General features: G+C 36.0%; 17 protein-coding genes, 1 pseudogene and 1 other annotated feature. Of the genes and pseudogenes, 12 read left to right on the forward strand and 6 right to left on the reverse strand.

Going from position 1 to position 14930, the window contains the following annotated elements; translation table 11 throughout:
* The first annotated feature begins 86 nt into the window (after positions 1 to 86).
* Positions 87 to 878 carry a bacitracin resistance undecaprenyl-diphosphatase gene (uppP, locus tag QUF93_RS09140; RefSeq protein WP_002201211.1) on the forward strand — a complete coding sequence of 264 codons (792 nt, stop codon included), beginning with the start codon at positions 87 to 89 and terminating at the stop codon, positions 876 to 878.
* A 193-nt stretch (positions 879 to 1071) separates the two neighbouring features.
* Positions 1072 to 1536: an SRPBCC family protein gene (locus tag QUF93_RS09145; protein ID WP_212935449.1), complete on the forward strand. Its 465-nt coding sequence runs from the start codon at positions 1072 to 1074 to the stop codon at positions 1534 to 1536.
* A 40-nt stretch (positions 1537 to 1576) separates the two neighbouring features.
* On the opposite strand, the gene QUF93_RS09150 is transcribed toward QUF93_RS09145, so the two are convergent.
* Positions 1577 to 2164, reverse strand: a complete 588-nt coding sequence (locus tag QUF93_RS09150; protein WP_080018400.1) for a thioredoxin family protein — start codon at positions 2162 to 2164, stop codon at positions 1577 to 1579.
* Between the two features lie 33 nt (positions 2165 to 2197).
* The gene (locus QUF93_RS09155; RefSeq protein WP_289358547.1) at positions 2198 to 2629 is read right to left on the reverse strand and encodes a regulatory YrvL family protein; all 432 of its coding nucleotides are present in this window, start codon (positions 2627 to 2629) and stop codon (positions 2198 to 2200) included.
* Between the two features lie 162 nt (positions 2630 to 2791).
* Between QUF93_RS09155 and QUF93_RS09160 the strand changes: the two genes are divergently transcribed.
* Together QUF93_RS09160 and QUF93_RS09165 are read left to right on the forward strand one after the other, a co-directional pair.
* The gene (locus QUF93_RS09160; RefSeq protein ID WP_289358549.1) at positions 2792 to 3211 is read left to right on the forward strand and encodes a MarR family winged helix-turn-helix transcriptional regulator; all 420 of its coding nucleotides are present in this window, start codon (positions 2792 to 2794) and stop codon (positions 3209 to 3211) included.
* A 153-nt stretch (positions 3212 to 3364) separates the two neighbouring features.
* Entirely contained in the window at positions 3365 to 3520 is a 156-nt protein-coding gene (locus tag QUF93_RS09165; protein WP_002149538.1) for a hypothetical protein, read from the forward strand.
* 23 nt (positions 3521 to 3543) lie between these two features.
* Here the strand turns inward: QUF93_RS09165 and QUF93_RS09170 are convergent.
* A pseudogene (locus QUF93_RS09170) lies at positions 3544 to 3764 on the reverse strand (cation:dicarboxylate symporter family transporter); the annotation flags it as partial.
* A 1089-nt stretch (positions 3765 to 4853) separates the two neighbouring features.
* Here QUF93_RS09170 and QUF93_RS09175 point away from each other — a divergent pair.
* Positions 4854 to 6197 (forward strand): TrkH family potassium uptake protein, encoded by a 1344-nt coding sequence (locus QUF93_RS09175; RefSeq protein WP_289358550.1) that lies wholly within the window; start codon positions 4854 to 4856, stop codon positions 6195 to 6197.
* A gap of 34 nt (positions 6198 to 6231) precedes the next feature.
* Here the strand turns inward: QUF93_RS09175 and QUF93_RS09180 are convergent, their stop codons facing one another.
* Positions 6232 to 6597: a hypothetical protein gene (locus QUF93_RS09180; RefSeq protein WP_000136552.1), complete on the reverse strand. Its 366-nt coding sequence runs from the start codon at positions 6595 to 6597 to the stop codon at positions 6232 to 6234.
* 283 nt (positions 6598 to 6880) lie between these two features.
* Between QUF93_RS09180 and ytfJ the strand changes: the two genes are divergently transcribed.
* On the forward strand, positions 6881 to 7348 hold the full coding sequence (gene ytfJ, locus QUF93_RS09185) for a GerW family sporulation protein (protein ID WP_289358551.1): 468 nt from the start codon (positions 6881 to 6883) through the stop codon (positions 7346 to 7348).
* 108 nt (positions 7349 to 7456) lie between these two features.
* The gene (locus tag QUF93_RS09190) at positions 7457 to 7546 is read left to right on the forward strand and encodes a hypothetical protein (RefSeq protein WP_000608227.1); all 90 of its coding nucleotides are present in this window, start codon (positions 7457 to 7459) and stop codon (positions 7544 to 7546) included.
* 424 nt (positions 7547 to 7970) lie between these two features.
* Here QUF93_RS09190 and QUF93_RS09195 read toward each other — a convergent pair whose 3' ends face one another.
* Together QUF93_RS09195 and QUF93_RS09200 are read right to left on the reverse strand one after the other, a co-directional pair.
* Positions 7971 to 8210 carry a YkuS family protein gene (locus QUF93_RS09195; protein WP_289358552.1) on the reverse strand — a complete coding sequence of 80 codons (240 nt, stop codon included), beginning with the start codon at positions 8208 to 8210 and terminating at the stop codon, positions 7971 to 7973.
* Between the two features lie 85 nt (positions 8211 to 8295).
* A complete protein-coding gene (locus tag QUF93_RS09200; protein WP_002117451.1) occupies positions 8296 to 8535 on the reverse strand; it encodes a DUF3911 family protein in 240 nt (79 codons plus the stop codon).
* Positions 8536 to 8951: 416 nt separating this feature from the next.
* Between QUF93_RS09200 and ilvE the strand changes: the two genes are divergently transcribed.
* From ilvE to leuA, 5 genes are all read left to right on the forward strand, one after another.
* Positions 8952 to 9848 carry a branched-chain-amino-acid transaminase gene (gene ilvE, locus QUF93_RS09205; RefSeq protein ID WP_002011723.1) on the forward strand — a complete coding sequence of 299 codons (897 nt, stop codon included), beginning with the start codon at positions 8952 to 8954 and terminating at the stop codon, positions 9846 to 9848.
* A 16-nt stretch (positions 9849 to 9864) separates the two neighbouring features.
* Positions 9865 to 10091 (forward strand) — a binding site (T-box leader).
* 72 nt (positions 10092 to 10163) lie between these two features.
* The gene (gene ilvB, locus QUF93_RS09210) at positions 10164 to 11864 is read left to right on the forward strand and encodes an acetolactate synthase large subunit (RefSeq protein ID WP_289358553.1); all 1701 of its coding nucleotides are present in this window, start codon (positions 10164 to 10166) and stop codon (positions 11862 to 11864) included.
* Entirely contained in the window at positions 11861 to 12370 is a 510-nt protein-coding gene (gene ilvN, locus QUF93_RS09215; protein WP_000822949.1) for an acetolactate synthase small subunit, read from the forward strand. The genes ilvB and ilvN overlap by 4 nt, the downstream gene beginning before the upstream one ends.
* A 27-nt stretch (positions 12371 to 12397) precedes the next feature.
* Positions 12398 to 13408 carry a ketol-acid reductoisomerase gene (gene ilvC, locus QUF93_RS09220; RefSeq protein WP_002117458.1) on the forward strand — a complete coding sequence of 337 codons (1011 nt, stop codon included), beginning with the start codon at positions 12398 to 12400 and terminating at the stop codon, positions 13406 to 13408.
* Position 13409: 1 nt separating this feature from the next.
* The gene (gene leuA, locus QUF93_RS09225) at positions 13410 to 14930 is read left to right on the forward strand and encodes a 2-isopropylmalate synthase (protein ID WP_289358554.1); all 1521 of its coding nucleotides are present in this window, start codon (positions 13410 to 13412) and stop codon (positions 14928 to 14930) included.

Here is a 14930-nt window from a genome sequence, read left to right on the forward strand (position 1 = left end):
AAAAAAAGGATGCACTTTGAAAAGGGATAAGGTATTATGATAAGGTGTGAAAAAATTACATATTCGTTATTAAGGAGGCACTATTCGTGGCTGATTGGTTAATTGGATTAATCATGGGTGCTGTTGAAGGTTTAACAGAGTTTTTACCAGTTTCATCAACAGGACATATGATTTTAACAGGTCATTTACTTGGATTTGACGACGAGAGAGCGAAAGTTTTCGAAGTTGTTATCCAATTGGGATCGATTTTAGCAGTTGTTGTTATATTTTGGAAGCGTCTATGGTCATTAGTTGGAATCGGGAAAGTAACAGATGGACCATCGTTAAATTTATTACATATTATTATCGGGATGATTCCTGCCGGAATTCTTGGTGTATTATTCCATAGTGCAATTAAAGAAGTCTTATTCGGTCCAGGTCCGGTTGTTATTAGCTTAGTAGCTGGTGGTATTTTAATGATTGTTGCTGAGAAGTTTTCAAAACCAAGTACAGCAAGAACATTAGATGAAATCACATATAAGCAAGCATTTACAATCGGAATGTTCCAATGTTTAGCACTTTGGCCAGGGTTTTCTCGCTCTGGATCTACAATAAGCGGTGGTTTATTAGCTCGCGTTTCGCATACAGCGGCAGCTGAATATACGTTTATTTTAGCAGTACCAATGATGGTAGCTGCAAGTGGTTTAGATTTAATTAAAAGCTGGGATATATTAAGTGCAGCAGATATACCGTTATTTGCAACTGGATTTATTACAGCATTCGTTGTTGCGATGCTTGCAATTGTTTCATTCTTAAAATTATTAGGTCGTGTAAAACTAACACCGTTCGCTTATTACCGTTTCATTTTAGCTGCGGTATTCTATTTCTTCATTATGTAATAATAAATTATCAGCAATCCCCTATAGAATAGACATTGGAAAAAAGTCTATTCTATAGGGGATTTTTTTATAGAGAGAGAAAAATAAAACTTTTACCTTCAATTACTTGTATTTCACTATGTGAAATATGCCATAATGATTTCGTTATAATAACTTTACGAAAATCGATAGGGTATTTGAGAGGGGCAGTTTAGTGAGTTTTGCAATAGAAATAGTAATTCCAGCACCAATTGATGTTGTGTTTGATTATGTAAATAATGACGAGAAAATAATGGAATGGAGTACCTTTATGGTAGAAAATAGGTATCCTCCACACGTAGATGTAAATAATCCTCGTGAAGGTGATAAATATATATCCGTGCAAAAGATGGGGAAGAAAATATATGAGTTTGAGGCGGAAATTTTAGAGTGTGAAGCACCTTATATCGTGTCAATTGGATGTGACATGAAGCAAGGCTATACAGCCGCAACTTATATGTTGGAAGAAGATGAAGAAGGCACATCGCTTACCTTAATATTAGAATTTGAACCGAAGAATTTTTTATATAAGATTATGTATAAGTTGACTGGATGGATGACACGTGCGGTATATATGGGTGAAATGGAACGTTTAGCAGAGTGCGTAGATGCTGCATATTCTCAGAAAAAAGGATTATAATTTTGTTTAATAAAAAAACATGCCGAATTCGGCATGTTTTTTATTTTACTACTTTTTCAATCATGCTTTCCATTACATGCTCCCAAAGAGAAGTATCATCAGCTAATGTAGCACGGAAATTAGCGTACATTTCTTTTTGTTTTTCCTCGAATGTTGGATCTTCTTTTTCAGGCAGTGTAGCGCGCATGGAAGTTACTAATTCTTGTACTTTTGGAGCGCGTGGTCCCCAAACGGCTTGTTCATTTCCGTCTTTATCAATGAAGATAAAGATTGGAATGGCGCGGGCTGTTCCATTTGTTAAATATTGATCCATTAATTCTAAGTTTTCATCACGAATTAATAATGTCATATCAATATTTGCAACTTCAGAAATTCGTTTCATAACAGGTACACATAAAAGAGCGTCGCCGCACCAGTCAGCTGTTAATACGATAACGCGCCAGCCATCATTTTGGCGTTCTTCTAAAACTGGAAGTAATTCATTAGGAATTAAAAAGTTATTGTAAATGTGTAGTAGCTCATATTGGTTTACTTTCATTTCATTCACATATGTATCAAAGGACATGCCTTTATCAGCCCATTGTAGTAAGTTCATAAGTAACACCTCTTTAGTATGATTTGTTTTTATTGTACCAATTTTTATATAGAAAAGCTTGTATTCTTACTCTTTCTTATCACTAAATAATTTATTTAGTGTGTAAAGGAATAGTGCGACACATAGTTCAGCTATGTTGGACATTTGTACGCTCTCTATCCAGTCATCGGCAGTATGAATGACGAACCAATCTAGTGTAATTTCAATAATGGAGAGAAGAGCAATTGAGAGCCAATTTGGCATGTTTGTCATCATTGGATATAGGAGTACTTTAAAGAAAATGAAGATAAAATATGTAATACCATCTAATAAAAGGATAAGTGAAAAAAAGAGTAGTAGAGCTGTTCGTGATGAATATTCTATACCTGTAATTTGAAAGATTCCTACATATACAAAGAATATAAATGCAAAGAATATAATGAGAATAAGAATGACAACACCAATAATAATAGTCTTATCTTTTAGACTGAGATTAGAAAATTTGTCTTCTTCACTCACTATCCCAACTCCTTTTTCTGGAAAATCAATTTCATTGTACCATGAAATATTTATTAAAAAACTACGAATTATGGGAAAATAAGGTGACAAAAAGTAAGATTTCATGTAAAATTATTAATAAGGTTTTTATTTAACTAAATGAAATAAAAGGGGCTGTCAAAGTTGTCTCAAAATCGAGAGCAATTAATGGAAGAACTATCGACAAACGTTTTTTCTATGTTTCGCACGCTGCGTAATGATATTGGAAAAATATTTGGTGGTTACATACCGTGGAATGAGTTCATCGTCCTTAGAATATTGAACCGTACGAATAAAGAAATGGTATCACGTGTAGCGAATGAGTTAAATGTGTCGAATAGTCATATTACAGCTGTTACAGAAAAATTAATTAATAAAGGCTTTGTAACTCGTTCACGTTCTACATCAGATCGCCGAGTTGTATATTTAGAGATTACAGAACAAGGGAAAGATTTAGTTGCGAAAATGGAAAGTGAGAAAAAGAAATATTTACAAGAAAGATTCTCAGCACTTTCAGAAGACGAAATGAATGTAATGATATCTATTTCTAAAAAACTTATTTAAATAATTACAAATAAGAAAACGCTTACCTAATGAAAAAGAAGACCTTCCTCATATATGGAAGGTCTTTTTCTGTGTGTAATGGATGATAAAAAATAAAATGTGTATGAAAAAAGATAGAGCGCCATACTACTAATAAAGGAAGGAGGGGGAAATATGACGAATCGTAATGGTAGTCAAGGAAGTGGAAATCAAGGTTCACCAAAATCAGGGCAATTCCAGCAGGAGTTTAGTGCTGAATTTGAAACAGGTAATGATAACAAAGGAAAAGAATATCGTTCGAAAAAAGGAAGCAAATCAAAAAAGGAGTGAAATGATTCACTCCTTTTTTTGATTTAAGATGCCGCAGATTGATCAGTATTATATTTTTCTTCTGATTTTGAAACAATCATTGCGCAAATTCCATCGCCAGAAATATTGACCGCATTCTAGACATGTCTAGAATGCGGTCAATACCAATAATTAAAGCTACCGGTAGATTTGCTTGATTTAAAACCATCGTAAGCATTACAAGTCCAACACCTGGTACACTAGCAGTGCCAATATAAGCGAAGAGAGTTAAATTATGTATGTGGAAAACAAAATAGACCATCATATGATGGCCTAGGGAAGGGGACAATTTATGTCAATTTAATTAGGGATGGAAGCTATTCAAAGACACTGGGGAATGTCTTATAAATTAGGGAGGAACAGCTCCGATACGTATACTATAAAAGTTGGATGTGATTCTCGTGTGAACTTGGAGTGAAAGAGAGGGGGAGTTTTAAATAAATGATAAAAGAAACAAAAAATAAGACCATCATATAAAAGATGGTCAAGGGAAGGGGACAATTTATGTCAATTTAATTAGGGATGGAAGCTATTCAAAGACACTGGGGAATGTCTTATAAATTAGGGAGGAACAGCTTCGATACGTATACTATAAAAGATAGATGTGACCTAGATGTGAACATAGAGTGAAAGAGAGAGGGAGTTTTAAATAAAAGATAGAAAGAACAAAAAAATAAGACCATCATATAAAAGATGGTCAAGGGAAGGGGACAATTTATGTCAATTTAATTAGGGATGGAAGCTATTCAAAGACACTGGGGAATGTCTTATAAATTAGGGAGGAATAGCTCCGATACGTATACTATAAAAGATAGATGTGACCTAGATGTGAACATAGAGTGAAAGAGAGAGGGAGTTTTAAATAAAAGATAGAAAGAACAAAAAAATAAGACCATCACATATAGGATGGTCTAAGGAAGGGGACAATTTATGTCAATTTAATTAGGGATGGAAGCTATTCAAAGACACTGGGGAATGTCTTATAAATTAGGGAGGAACAGCTTCGATACGTATACTATAAAAGATAGATGTGACCCTCGTGTGAACTTGGAGTGAAAGATATGGGGATTTGAAAAGGGATAAATAGTTGTTGGTGTTGTTGTAAGAGTTATAGTATAAGTGGAGATATAATAGAAAATATTCTTTTGTAAAATGATGGGAGTCTGAATATAAATAAAAGTTGAAATCTATGAAAAAAAGGATTATGCTCAACTATGTTATAAGAATATAAGGTTTATCCTTCTACTTGTAGGCTCTTAAAGAGTCTTTATTTATGAGGGGATAAAAGCTTCGCTTGATAAAGGGAGTTAGTGATATGGAAATAGCAAAAAAACAAGGGTTGTATAATCGCCTTATACGATTAAATCCACCACAAATTTTAGCATTAGGCTTTTTTTGTTTAATTGTGGTCGGAGGATTGTTATTAAAGTTACCGTTTGCAACGAAAGTACATATTAGTTGGGTAGATGCTTTCTTCACAGCTACGTCGGCAGCGACTGTAACGGGTTTAGGTGTTATAGATACTGCAAGTACGTTTACGATGTTTGGTGAAATTGTTATTATGTTTTTAATTCAAACAGGTGGTCTCGGTCTTATGACGATAGCCATTTTAATTGTTTGGGTATTAGGTAAAAAAATTGGTTTACGTCACCGATTATTAATTGGAGAAGCATTTAATCAAACAAATATTGGTGGTCTTGTGAAATTAGTGAAACGAGTTTTTATTTTTTCTATTTGTATTGAGCTAATTGGAGTTATCTTTTTATCGATTCGCTTTATTCCAGAGTTTGGATTTGGAAAAGGTTTATACTATAGTATTTTTCACGTTATTGCGTCATATAATAATGCCGGTTTTGCGCTTTGGCCAGATAATTTAACAAGATATGTAGGAGACCCTATTATTAATATTGGGATTTGTTCTTTAATTGTAATAGGAGGGCTAGGGTTTACGGTATTAATTGATATATGGTATAGCCGCAGTTTCCGAAAATTATCACTTCACTCCAAGATCATGATTGTTGGAACGATAGCACTTAACATTATTGCGATGATTGTGATTTTTGTATTGGAATATAATAATGTGAAGACTTTGGGACAACTATCTTTAAATGAAAAGTTATGGGCTTCGTTCTTCCAAGGAATTACACCTCGTACAGCCGGTTTTAACACGATAGATTATGGCGGCATGGAAGAGTCATCGATATTATTTACGATGATATTAATGTTTATTGGTGCAGGAAGTGTATCGACAGGTGGTGGAATTAAGTTAACGACATTCGTTATATTAATTACATCAGTTCTTTCTTTCTTTAGAAAGAAAGAGGATTTTGTTTTATTTCAGCGTACGATTAAAATGTCGACAGTAACGAGAGCGTTAGCAATTGTCGTTGCTAGTCAAATACTTATTTTTACAGCGGTATTTGTATTAATGCTTACAGAAGACTTCAGTTTTATTCAGTTATTATTTGAGACAATTTCAGCATTTGGCACAGTAGGGTTAACGATGGGGATTACTGCGAAGCTATCGGCGTTTGGAAAATGTATTATTATGTTTGTTATGTTTTGTGGATTAATCGGACCGTTAACACTTGTTTTCTCTTTGGCACGACCAGCGAAACAAAAAATTAAATATCCATCAGAAGATGTATTTACAGGATAAGGTATCCCGCATAAAGCGAGATACCTTTTTCTTTTTAAAAAAGAGAGAACAATAAACCAATAAGCGCCACTCGGAATAAAATCGCAATGAGTGCAGCGATACCACCTACAATGGCAGCGATACCGCCAGTTACAGTAGCCCCACGATTATATGCGTAAATACCGAGTAAAACAGACACAAGACCAAACAGTGTTGGGAATGTGAATAGCGATAATATTGCTAAAGCAAGAGCAATAAAACCAGCAGTCGATCCAGCTGCAGATGATCTTACATCATCGTTATCTTTATCATCATAATCAATACGCTGTGGCGCAACTTCAGCTGCGTATTCTTCTTTATAGTCACTATAATCACTATCTATTCGATCTCTTTTTTTATATTCATCAAATTTCTCAGTCAAAGTAAGGACTCCTTTCATAACAAGGTTCAATAATAGTATGTTTCTCTTTACTGTTTTTATCCCTCTATTTGCGTGCAGTAAGACTCCCGCCTCAAGATTCGGCTGGAGCGAAGAAGTTAGGTGGGAGTCGGGCTCCCCGTAAACGCACGATTGGTGCGGGCTAATAATCAGTGGGGGATGAACAAAAGCCCCACTGATTAAAGTTTCACTTTATCCGAGCCTGTACAGGGAGTAATATCCAATTGGAAAGTAAAAATGTTTTTTCAAAATAGGAAAACTAAGTATGACTTCCTCTATTTTGGAAAGTATAAAAAAGAATAATGAGGAAAGGGTGCAATACATAATGGAACATCCAATTGAAAATTTAATGAAAACAGCAATGACCAATTTAAAAGAAATGGTAGATGTAAATACGATTGTTGGAAGTCCAGTTTCAACAACTGATGGAAATGTAGTATTAACAGTATCCCAAGTTGCTTTTGGTTTTGGTGCCGGCGGAAGTGACTTTAAAGGTGATTTTATTTCCGAAAAACATAATAACGGACAAGGGCAGCATAAAGAGAACAAGCAAAGTCATCCATTCGGAGGCGGAAGCGGGGCTGGGGTTTCTATTAGCCCAGTTGCTTTTTTAGTAGTTGGTTCTAACGGTGTGCAAGTATTACACCTCAATAGTAGTACACATTTAATTGAAAAGGCTTTAAATACTGTCCCAAGCACTTTAGATAAATTTGTAAATGGTCGCCAAAAGTGAACTTGCATTTTTTAGGAATTATGATATATTAGAAAAAGTGCGCTTTAGGATGATCGGAATAATTGAACTGTAAATATATATGATGTGTGGAATAAGGGAGAGGAATTTATGATTAATATCAAAAACTTAGTAGTTGGCTTATTTATGTTAGTAAGCGGTTTTGTTGTATATGTAATAAAAGAAAAAGCTCCATTCTAAAACAGACAAACCGTTAATGTCTGTTTTAAATTTGTAAAAAAATGTTGACAAGTTATTGTATTGGTGTTAAAATTTTAATTCGTGTCTCGGTTAAAGCTAGTGTAAAGTAAATAAATCTTATGAATATAATACGAAAAGTTTGCGAAAGATCGGGTAGTCTTACCAACAACTTTTGTGAACAAACCCTATAAATTGTATATGTAAGCTTTATATGTATACTAGTGAATCAAGGAGCGGTCAGTGGAACCGTAATGATGAGAGAGAGGTAGGGCTTTCATCCAGTATATGTTACTTTCCCGTTAGGTGAATATAAAAAAGAGGGCTCCTTTTGAAAAGGAGCCCTCTTTCTATAGATAAATTGAAACTATCATCAGTGAGACCATTCCCGTTAAATGTTAGCTCACAAATAATGTGATAAAAATGATTAAGTGCGGTTTTCAACTTGCTGACAAATTTCATCTGTTGTTAAACCATGTGCTGTAATTACAGATCCTTTTATCGATGTATCTGCAATGCCCATTATATTAGAATCTTGCCCAGTTACAACACAACAATCACAACCTTGTGCATCATGTTCAGAGTTAAGTGAAACGACTTCATGCCCTTGTTGCTGAAGAGCATGCTGAACATCTGTTAAAGAGTTTTCAACACCAATTCTAGCCATAATTCTCACCTCCTACCATCTAATTGCTAGTATGCTCAAGTACATAGCATATATTTATAAAAAAAGGTAGGAAGAGAATATTTGTTTAGTCGTTATATACACCCGTAAGCATTTGACTAACGAATTGATCGTTTACTGTATCTTGGGCGAAAGTAGTATTAGATTGAATGCCGATTGAAGCAATAAAGTTGTTATGTTCTTTGTTATTAGGTTCCACCTCTACATAATTATCGAATTTACAAAAACCTTTCGAATCCATTAGATCAAATAGTTGTAGCATTTCTACTACCTCTTGTCTCGTTCCTTTAATTTGTACACACGCCATTTTTATTTCCTCCTTCAATTTGACAAATTGTTTTTTAAAAATAGGATTATGATTACTAAATGAAAAATATGAATGTTATTTTTAGACAGCGTTATTTTTGTTATTTTCCCCCTTTTTCACTAAAAGTCGTTGTATATTCCCGAATTTATAAAATCGGACGTCCGTTTATTGAATACAATAGATTCGTATCAATTGGCGAAAACCCTTCTTTTAAACAAATATTTTTTTAGTAGAATTTGGCGAAAAAAAATATTTGTTTTTTTGTAAACGTTAACAATGTTGTTAAATCAATATAATCAAAGATGTACGTACGATTAAAAATTAAAAATTTTCTAAAAATTCACTTGATTTATTTGAAAAGGAGAGTAAACTAGGAAACAATAAAAAACTCATAGAACATAGGGGGGCGCTTTCAAGTGAACGAGCAGTGGATTTTCTTAAATGGAGAATTTGTTCCAAAAGACGAAGCAAAGGTTTCAGTATATGATCATGGCTATTTATATGGCGATGGAGTGTTCGAAGGAATTAGGGTATATAGCGGTAATGTTTTCCGTTTGAGAGAGCATCTTGTCCGGTTATATGAATCAGCGAAATCCATCATGTTAGAAATTCCATATACGTTAGAAGAAGCAACGAAAATCGTTGTTGAAACGATTCGACAAAACAAACTATCTAATGGATATATCCGCCTCGTTGTATCAAGAGGGCCTGGGAATTTGGGATTAGATCCCGATTCTTGTACGAAACCAAATGTAGTAGTAATTGCAGAGCAATTATCTTTATTCCCACAAGAATATTATGAAAAAGGGATTCCGATTATAACAGTTGCAACGCGCCGCAATCGCCCAGATGTTTTATCGCCTCAAGTAAAATCTTTAAATTACTTAAATAATATTTTAGTTCGCATTGAGGCGAAACTAGCTGGAGTACAAGAAGCACTTATGTTAAATGACCAAGGATACGTAGCTGAAGGCTCTGGAGATAACGTATTTATTGTGAAGGGAAATAAATTAATTACACCACCAAGTTCTGCTGGAGCGTTAGAAGGTATTACACGAAACGCGATTTTAGAAATCGGCGAAAAACTTGGATATGACGTAAGAGAAGAATTATTTACAAGGCACGATGTATATGTAGCTGATGAAGTGTTTTTAACAGGAACAGCTGCTGAAGTAATTGCTGTTACGACAGTAGATGGAAGAACGATTGGTTTAGGTAGAACAGGGCCACATACGAATCGTTTATTAGAAGAATTCCGTAAATTAGTTGTAGAAGATGGAGAGAAAATTTACGAAGAAAATAAAGTTGGATAATAGCTCTTTATGACATGATAAAGCGTTGATAGGGAGGAGTAGTTGACTGTGAAGCCTCACAGAGAGTCGGTGGTTGCTGGAAACCGATGGTTCACGTCGACGAACATCACCCTTGAGTGCTAAGCTGAAACGTTTGTTTAGGCTTAGACGGTAGCTCCGTTATTAGCTAGACTCATCCCGAGTCACTGAGGCAAGAGTATTCTTGCAAAGAAGGGTGGTACCGCGAAATCTTTCGTCCCTTCAGCACATAGCTGGAGTGTGGACGTAGGATTTTTTTATTTTATAAATGTTTAAAAAAGGGGGCTTATAAGAAAAATGTCTTCAAAAACAGAAGAGAAACTGGCAACTGGTGCACAGCTATTGTTAGAAGCGCTAGAAAAGGAAGGAGTAGAAGTGATTTTCGGTTATCCAGGTGGTGCGGTTTTACCTCTATATGATGCACTTTATGATTGTGAAATTCCACATATTTTAACGAGGCATGAGCAAGGTGCAATTCATGCTGCTGAAGGATATGCAAGAATTACAGGAAATCCAGGAGTGGTAATTGCAACAAGTGGACCGGGTGCTACAAATGTTATTACGGGTCTAGCTGACGCGATGATTGATTCATTGCCACTTGTTGTATTTACAGGGCAAGTAGCAACAACGTTAATCGGAAGTGATGCTTTCCAAGAAGCGGATATTATGGGGCTTACGATGCCGGTGACAAAACATAATTATCAAGTGCGAAAAGCATCGGATTTACCCCGAATTATTAAAGAAGCATTTCATATCGCTAGGACAGGAAGACCGGGCCCAGTCGTTATTGACCTTCCGAAAGATATGGTAGTAGAGCAAGGCGAGCGATGTAGCGACGTACAAATGGATTTACCAGGATACCAGCCTAATTACGAACCGAATCTACTACAAATAAACAAATTATTACAAGCGATTGCGGTCTCAAAAAAGCCATTAATTTTAGCTGGAGCAGGTGTATTGCATGCGAAAGCATCGAAAGAATTAACAAGTTTTGCTCGCAAATATCATATTCCAGTTGTTCATACATTACTTGGCCTTGGTGGGTTTCCACCAGATGATGAACTATTTCTAGGGATGGGAGGAATGCACGGTTCATACACCGCAAATATGGCGTTATATGAATGTGACTTGCTTATTAATATAGGTGCAAGATTTGATGATCGTCTTACTGGGAATTTAGCTTATTTTGCTAAAGAAGCGATTGTTGCACATATAGATATTGATCCAGCGGAAATTGGGAAAAATGTGCCGACTGAAATCCCTATTGTTGCGAGTGCGAAGCAAGCATTAGAAGCTCTACTCACTTTTAAAGAAGGGGAAGTAGATCACAATGATTGGCTTTCGTTATTGAATAGTAGAAAAGAAAAATACCCTCTTTCTTACAAAGAACATGCAGAACGTATTAAACCTCAATATGCAATTGATATGCTATACGAAATTACGAAAGGAGAAGCGATTGTAACAACAGATGTTGGGCAACATCAAATGTGGGCAGCCCAATATTATCCACTGAAAAAACCAGATAGATGGGTAACCTCTGGGGGATTGGGAACAATGGGATTCGGGTTTCCAGCAGCAATAGGTGCACAAATCGCAAAGCCTGAAGAACTAGTTATTGCAATTGTCGGTGATGCTGGATTTCAAATGACCTTGCAAGAACTTAGTGTGTTAAAAGAGCATTCTTTACCAGTTAAAGTTTTTATTTTAAATAATGAAGCTTTAGGGATGGTGAGACAATGGCAAGAGGAATTTTATAATAGGCGATATTCGCACTCCTTACTTTCATGTCAACCAGATTTTGTCGCACTTGCCAATGCATACGGCATAAAAGGTGTTCGTATTGAAGACCCACTTCTTGCAAAGCAACAATTACAGTATGCAATTGAATTAAGAGAGCCTGTTGTAATTGATTGCCGTGTACTTCAATCTGAAAAGGTTATGCCGATGGTTGCCCCAGGGAAAGGGGTTCACCAAATGGAGGGAGTGGAAAAAAGGTGAAGAGAATTGTAACAGCGACAGTTCGAAATCAAAGCGGTGTGTTAAATCGCATTACAGGTGTTATGACACGTAGACATTTTAATATTGAAAGTATTTCAGTAGGTCATACGGAATCGTCAGATATTTCGAGAATGACGATTGTTGTACACGTTGAAAATGAACAGCAAGTTGAGCAGTTAATTAAACAACTCCATAAACAAATCGACGTTCTGAAAGTATCAGATATTACAGAAGAAGCAATGATTGCTAGAGAGCTTGCACTTATTAAGGTAGCAACTTCTGTAGCAAGAGCAGAATTATATAGTTTAATTGAACCATTTCGAGCCACTGTAATAGATGTTGGGAAGGATTCCATAGTGGTGCAAGTAACAGGTACTCAGGAGAAAGTAGAAGCGTTAATTGAATTACTTCGTCCATACGGTTTGAAAGAAATTGCTAGAACAGGTGTAACAGCATTTACACGTAGTATGAAAAAACAAGATAAACAAGTTATGTTAATTCAATAATTATTTAAAAAATAGGGGGAAATGAAAATGGCGAAAGTTTATTATGAAAAAGACGTAACGGTAAATGTATTAAAGGAAAAGAAAGTAGCAATCATCGGTTATGGATCGCAAGGTCATGCACATGCGCAAAACTTACGTGATAACGGATTTGATGTAGTAGTAGGACTGAGGAAAGGGAAGTCATGGGATAAAGCGAAAGAAGACGGTTTTTCTGTATATGCAGTAGGAGAAGCGGCTGAAAAAGCAGATGTAGTAATGATTCTACTACCTGATGAATTACAGCCAGAAGTATATGAAGCTGAAATTGCACCAAATTTACAAGCAGGTAATTCTCTCGTTTTCGCGCATGGATTTAATGTTCACTTTGATCAAGTAAAACCGCCAGCTAATGTAGATGTATTTCTAGTAGCACCGAAAGGTCCAGGACATCTAGTGCGTCGCACGTTTGCTGAAGGGGGAGCTGTTCCTGCATTATTTGCAGTATATCAAGATGCAACAGGAATTGCGACTGAAAAGGCACTCTCTTATGCAGATGGAATTGGAGCGACGAGAGCGGGGGTACTAGAAACAACGTTTAAAGAAGAAACAGAAACAGATTTATTTGGAGAGCAAGCTGTACTTTGCGGCGGAGTGACTGCACTTGTAAAAGCAGGATTTGAAACGCTAGTTGATGCTGGTTATCAACCTGAACTTGCATATTTTGAATGTTTACATGAACTAAAACTAATTGTTGACCTTATGTATGAAGGTGGACTTGAAAATATGAGATATTCAGTTTCAGATACAGCACAGTGGGGGGACTTCGTATCAGGACCACGCGTTGTTACTGAAGATACGAAGAAAGCGATGGGGGAAGTGTTAGCAGAAATTCAAGATGGCACATTTGCAAGAGGATGGATTGCAGAGCATAAAGCAGGAAGACCAAATTTCCAGGCGACAAATAAGAAGGAAAATGAACATGAAATCGAAGTAGTTGGACGTAAATTACGTGAAATGATGCCTTTCGTACAGCCACGAGTAAAGGTAGGGATTAAATAATATGAAGCAGATTTTGTTCATGGATACGACGCTTCGTGATGGCGAACAATCACCAGGAGTTAATTTAAATGAACAAGAGAAATTGCAAATTGCAAGGCAATTAGAGAGACTTGGTATTAATGTAATGGAGGCGGGATTCGCAGCGGCTTCTGAAGGTGATTTTCAATCGGTAAAACGTATCGCAAATACCATTCAAAGTGCTACGGTTATGAGTTTAGCTAGAGCAAAGGAAAGCGATATTAGAAGAGCATATGACGCAGTGAAAGGTGCTGTATCTCCTCGTTTACACGTATTTTTAGCTACAAGTGACATTCATATGAAATATAAGCTTTGTATGTCGAAAGAAGATGTATTAGATAGTATTCATCGCTCGGTTACGCTTGGGAAATCATTATTTCCAACAGTACAATTTTCAGCAGAAGATGCGACAAGAACATCGAGAAGGTTTTTAGCTGAAGCAGTAGAAGTAGCGATTCGTGCAGGAGCGAATGTAATCAATATTCCTGATACAGTTGGATATACGAATCCAGAAGAATATTATTCTCTTTTTAAATACTTACAAGAATCCGTTCCTTCGTATGAAAAAGCAATTTTCTCTTGTCATTGTCACGATGATCTTGGGATGGCAGTAGCGAACTCGTTAGCTGCAGTTGAAGGTGGAGCGTTACAAGTAGAAGGAACGATTAACGGAATTGGAGAAAGAGCAGGAAATGCAGCCTTAGAAGAAGTCGCAGTTGCTCTCCATATTAGAAAAGATTTCTATGAAGCAGAATCCTCTATGACGTTAAAAGAAATTAAAGCGACAAGTACATTAGTAAGTCGTTTAACAGGTATGATTGTACCAAAAAATAAAGCGATTGTTGGAGCAAATGCATTCGCTCATGAATCAGGTATTCATCAAGATGGTGTTTTAAAAGAAGTGACGACATATGAAATTATTGAACCGGCGCTTATAGGTGAATCTCAAAATTTATTTGTACTTGGAAAACATTCTGGACGTCACGCATTTACGGAAAAAATGAAAGAATTAGGCTACGAATTTACAAACGAAGAACGAGATGCGGTGTTTGAAGCATTTAAAAAATTAGCTGATCGAAAAAAGGAAATTACAGAAGAAGATTTACGTGCGCTTATGCTTGGTGAAGCAGCATTTTCGGCACAACAATATAGCATTACGCAATTGCAAGTACACTTCGTATCAAATAGTACACAGTGTGCAACGGTTGTACTAAAAGATGAGGAAGGAAATATGTACGAAGATGCAGCAACTGGTTCTGGAAGTATTGAAGCGATCTATAATGCCATTCAAAGAATTTTAGGATTAGAATGTGACTTAGCGGATTATCGCATACAATCTATAACGCAAGGTCAAGATGCACTTGCACATGTTCATGTTGAATTAAAAGAAGGAACTCATCAAGTATCAGGTTTTGGTGTTGCGCAAGACGTATTAGAAGCATCGGCGAGAGCGTATGTCCATGCAGCAGGGAAATTGAAATCTTTTATATCACTTGTAAAGTAA

It is taken from the genome of Bacillus hominis, assembly GCF_030348325.1.
Taxonomy (GTDB): Bacteria; Bacillota; Bacilli; order Bacillales; family Bacillaceae_G; genus Bacillus_A; species Bacillus_A hominis.

Excerpts from the sequence above, each read along its gene's own strand:
- QUF93_RS09195 (WP_289358552.1), bottom strand. The coding sequence starts at position 8,210 with ATGGCTAGAATTGGTGTTGAAAACTCTTTAACAGATGTTCAGCATGCT.
- ytfJ (WP_289358551.1), top strand. The coding sequence starts at position 6,881 with ATGACTTCCTCTATTTTGGAAAGTATAAAAAAGAATAATGAGGAAAGG.
- ilvC (WP_002117458.1), top strand. The coding sequence starts at position 12,398 with ATGGCGAAAGTTTATTATGAAAAAGACGTAACGGTAAATGTATTAAAG.
- ilvB (WP_289358553.1), top strand. The coding sequence starts at position 10,164 with ATGTCTTCAAAAACAGAAGAGAAACTGGCAACTGGTGCACAGCTATTG.
- QUF93_RS09175 (WP_289358550.1), top strand. The coding sequence starts at position 4,854 with ATGGAAATAGCAAAAAAACAAGGGTTGTATAATCGCCTTATACGATTA.
- QUF93_RS09165 (WP_002149538.1), top strand. The coding sequence starts at position 3,365 with ATGACGAATCGTAATGGTAGTCAAGGAAGTGGAAATCAAGGTTCACCA.
- QUF93_RS09190 (WP_000608227.1), top strand. The coding sequence starts at position 7,457 with ATGATTAATATCAAAAACTTAGTAGTTGGCTTATTTATGTTAGTAAGC.
- QUF93_RS09200 (WP_002117451.1), bottom strand. The coding sequence starts at position 8,535 with ATGGCGTGTGTACAAATTAAAGGAACGAGACAAGAGGTAGTAGAAATG.
- leuA (WP_289358554.1), top strand. The coding sequence starts at position 13,410 with ATGAAGCAGATTTTGTTCATGGATACGACGCTTCGTGATGGCGAACAA.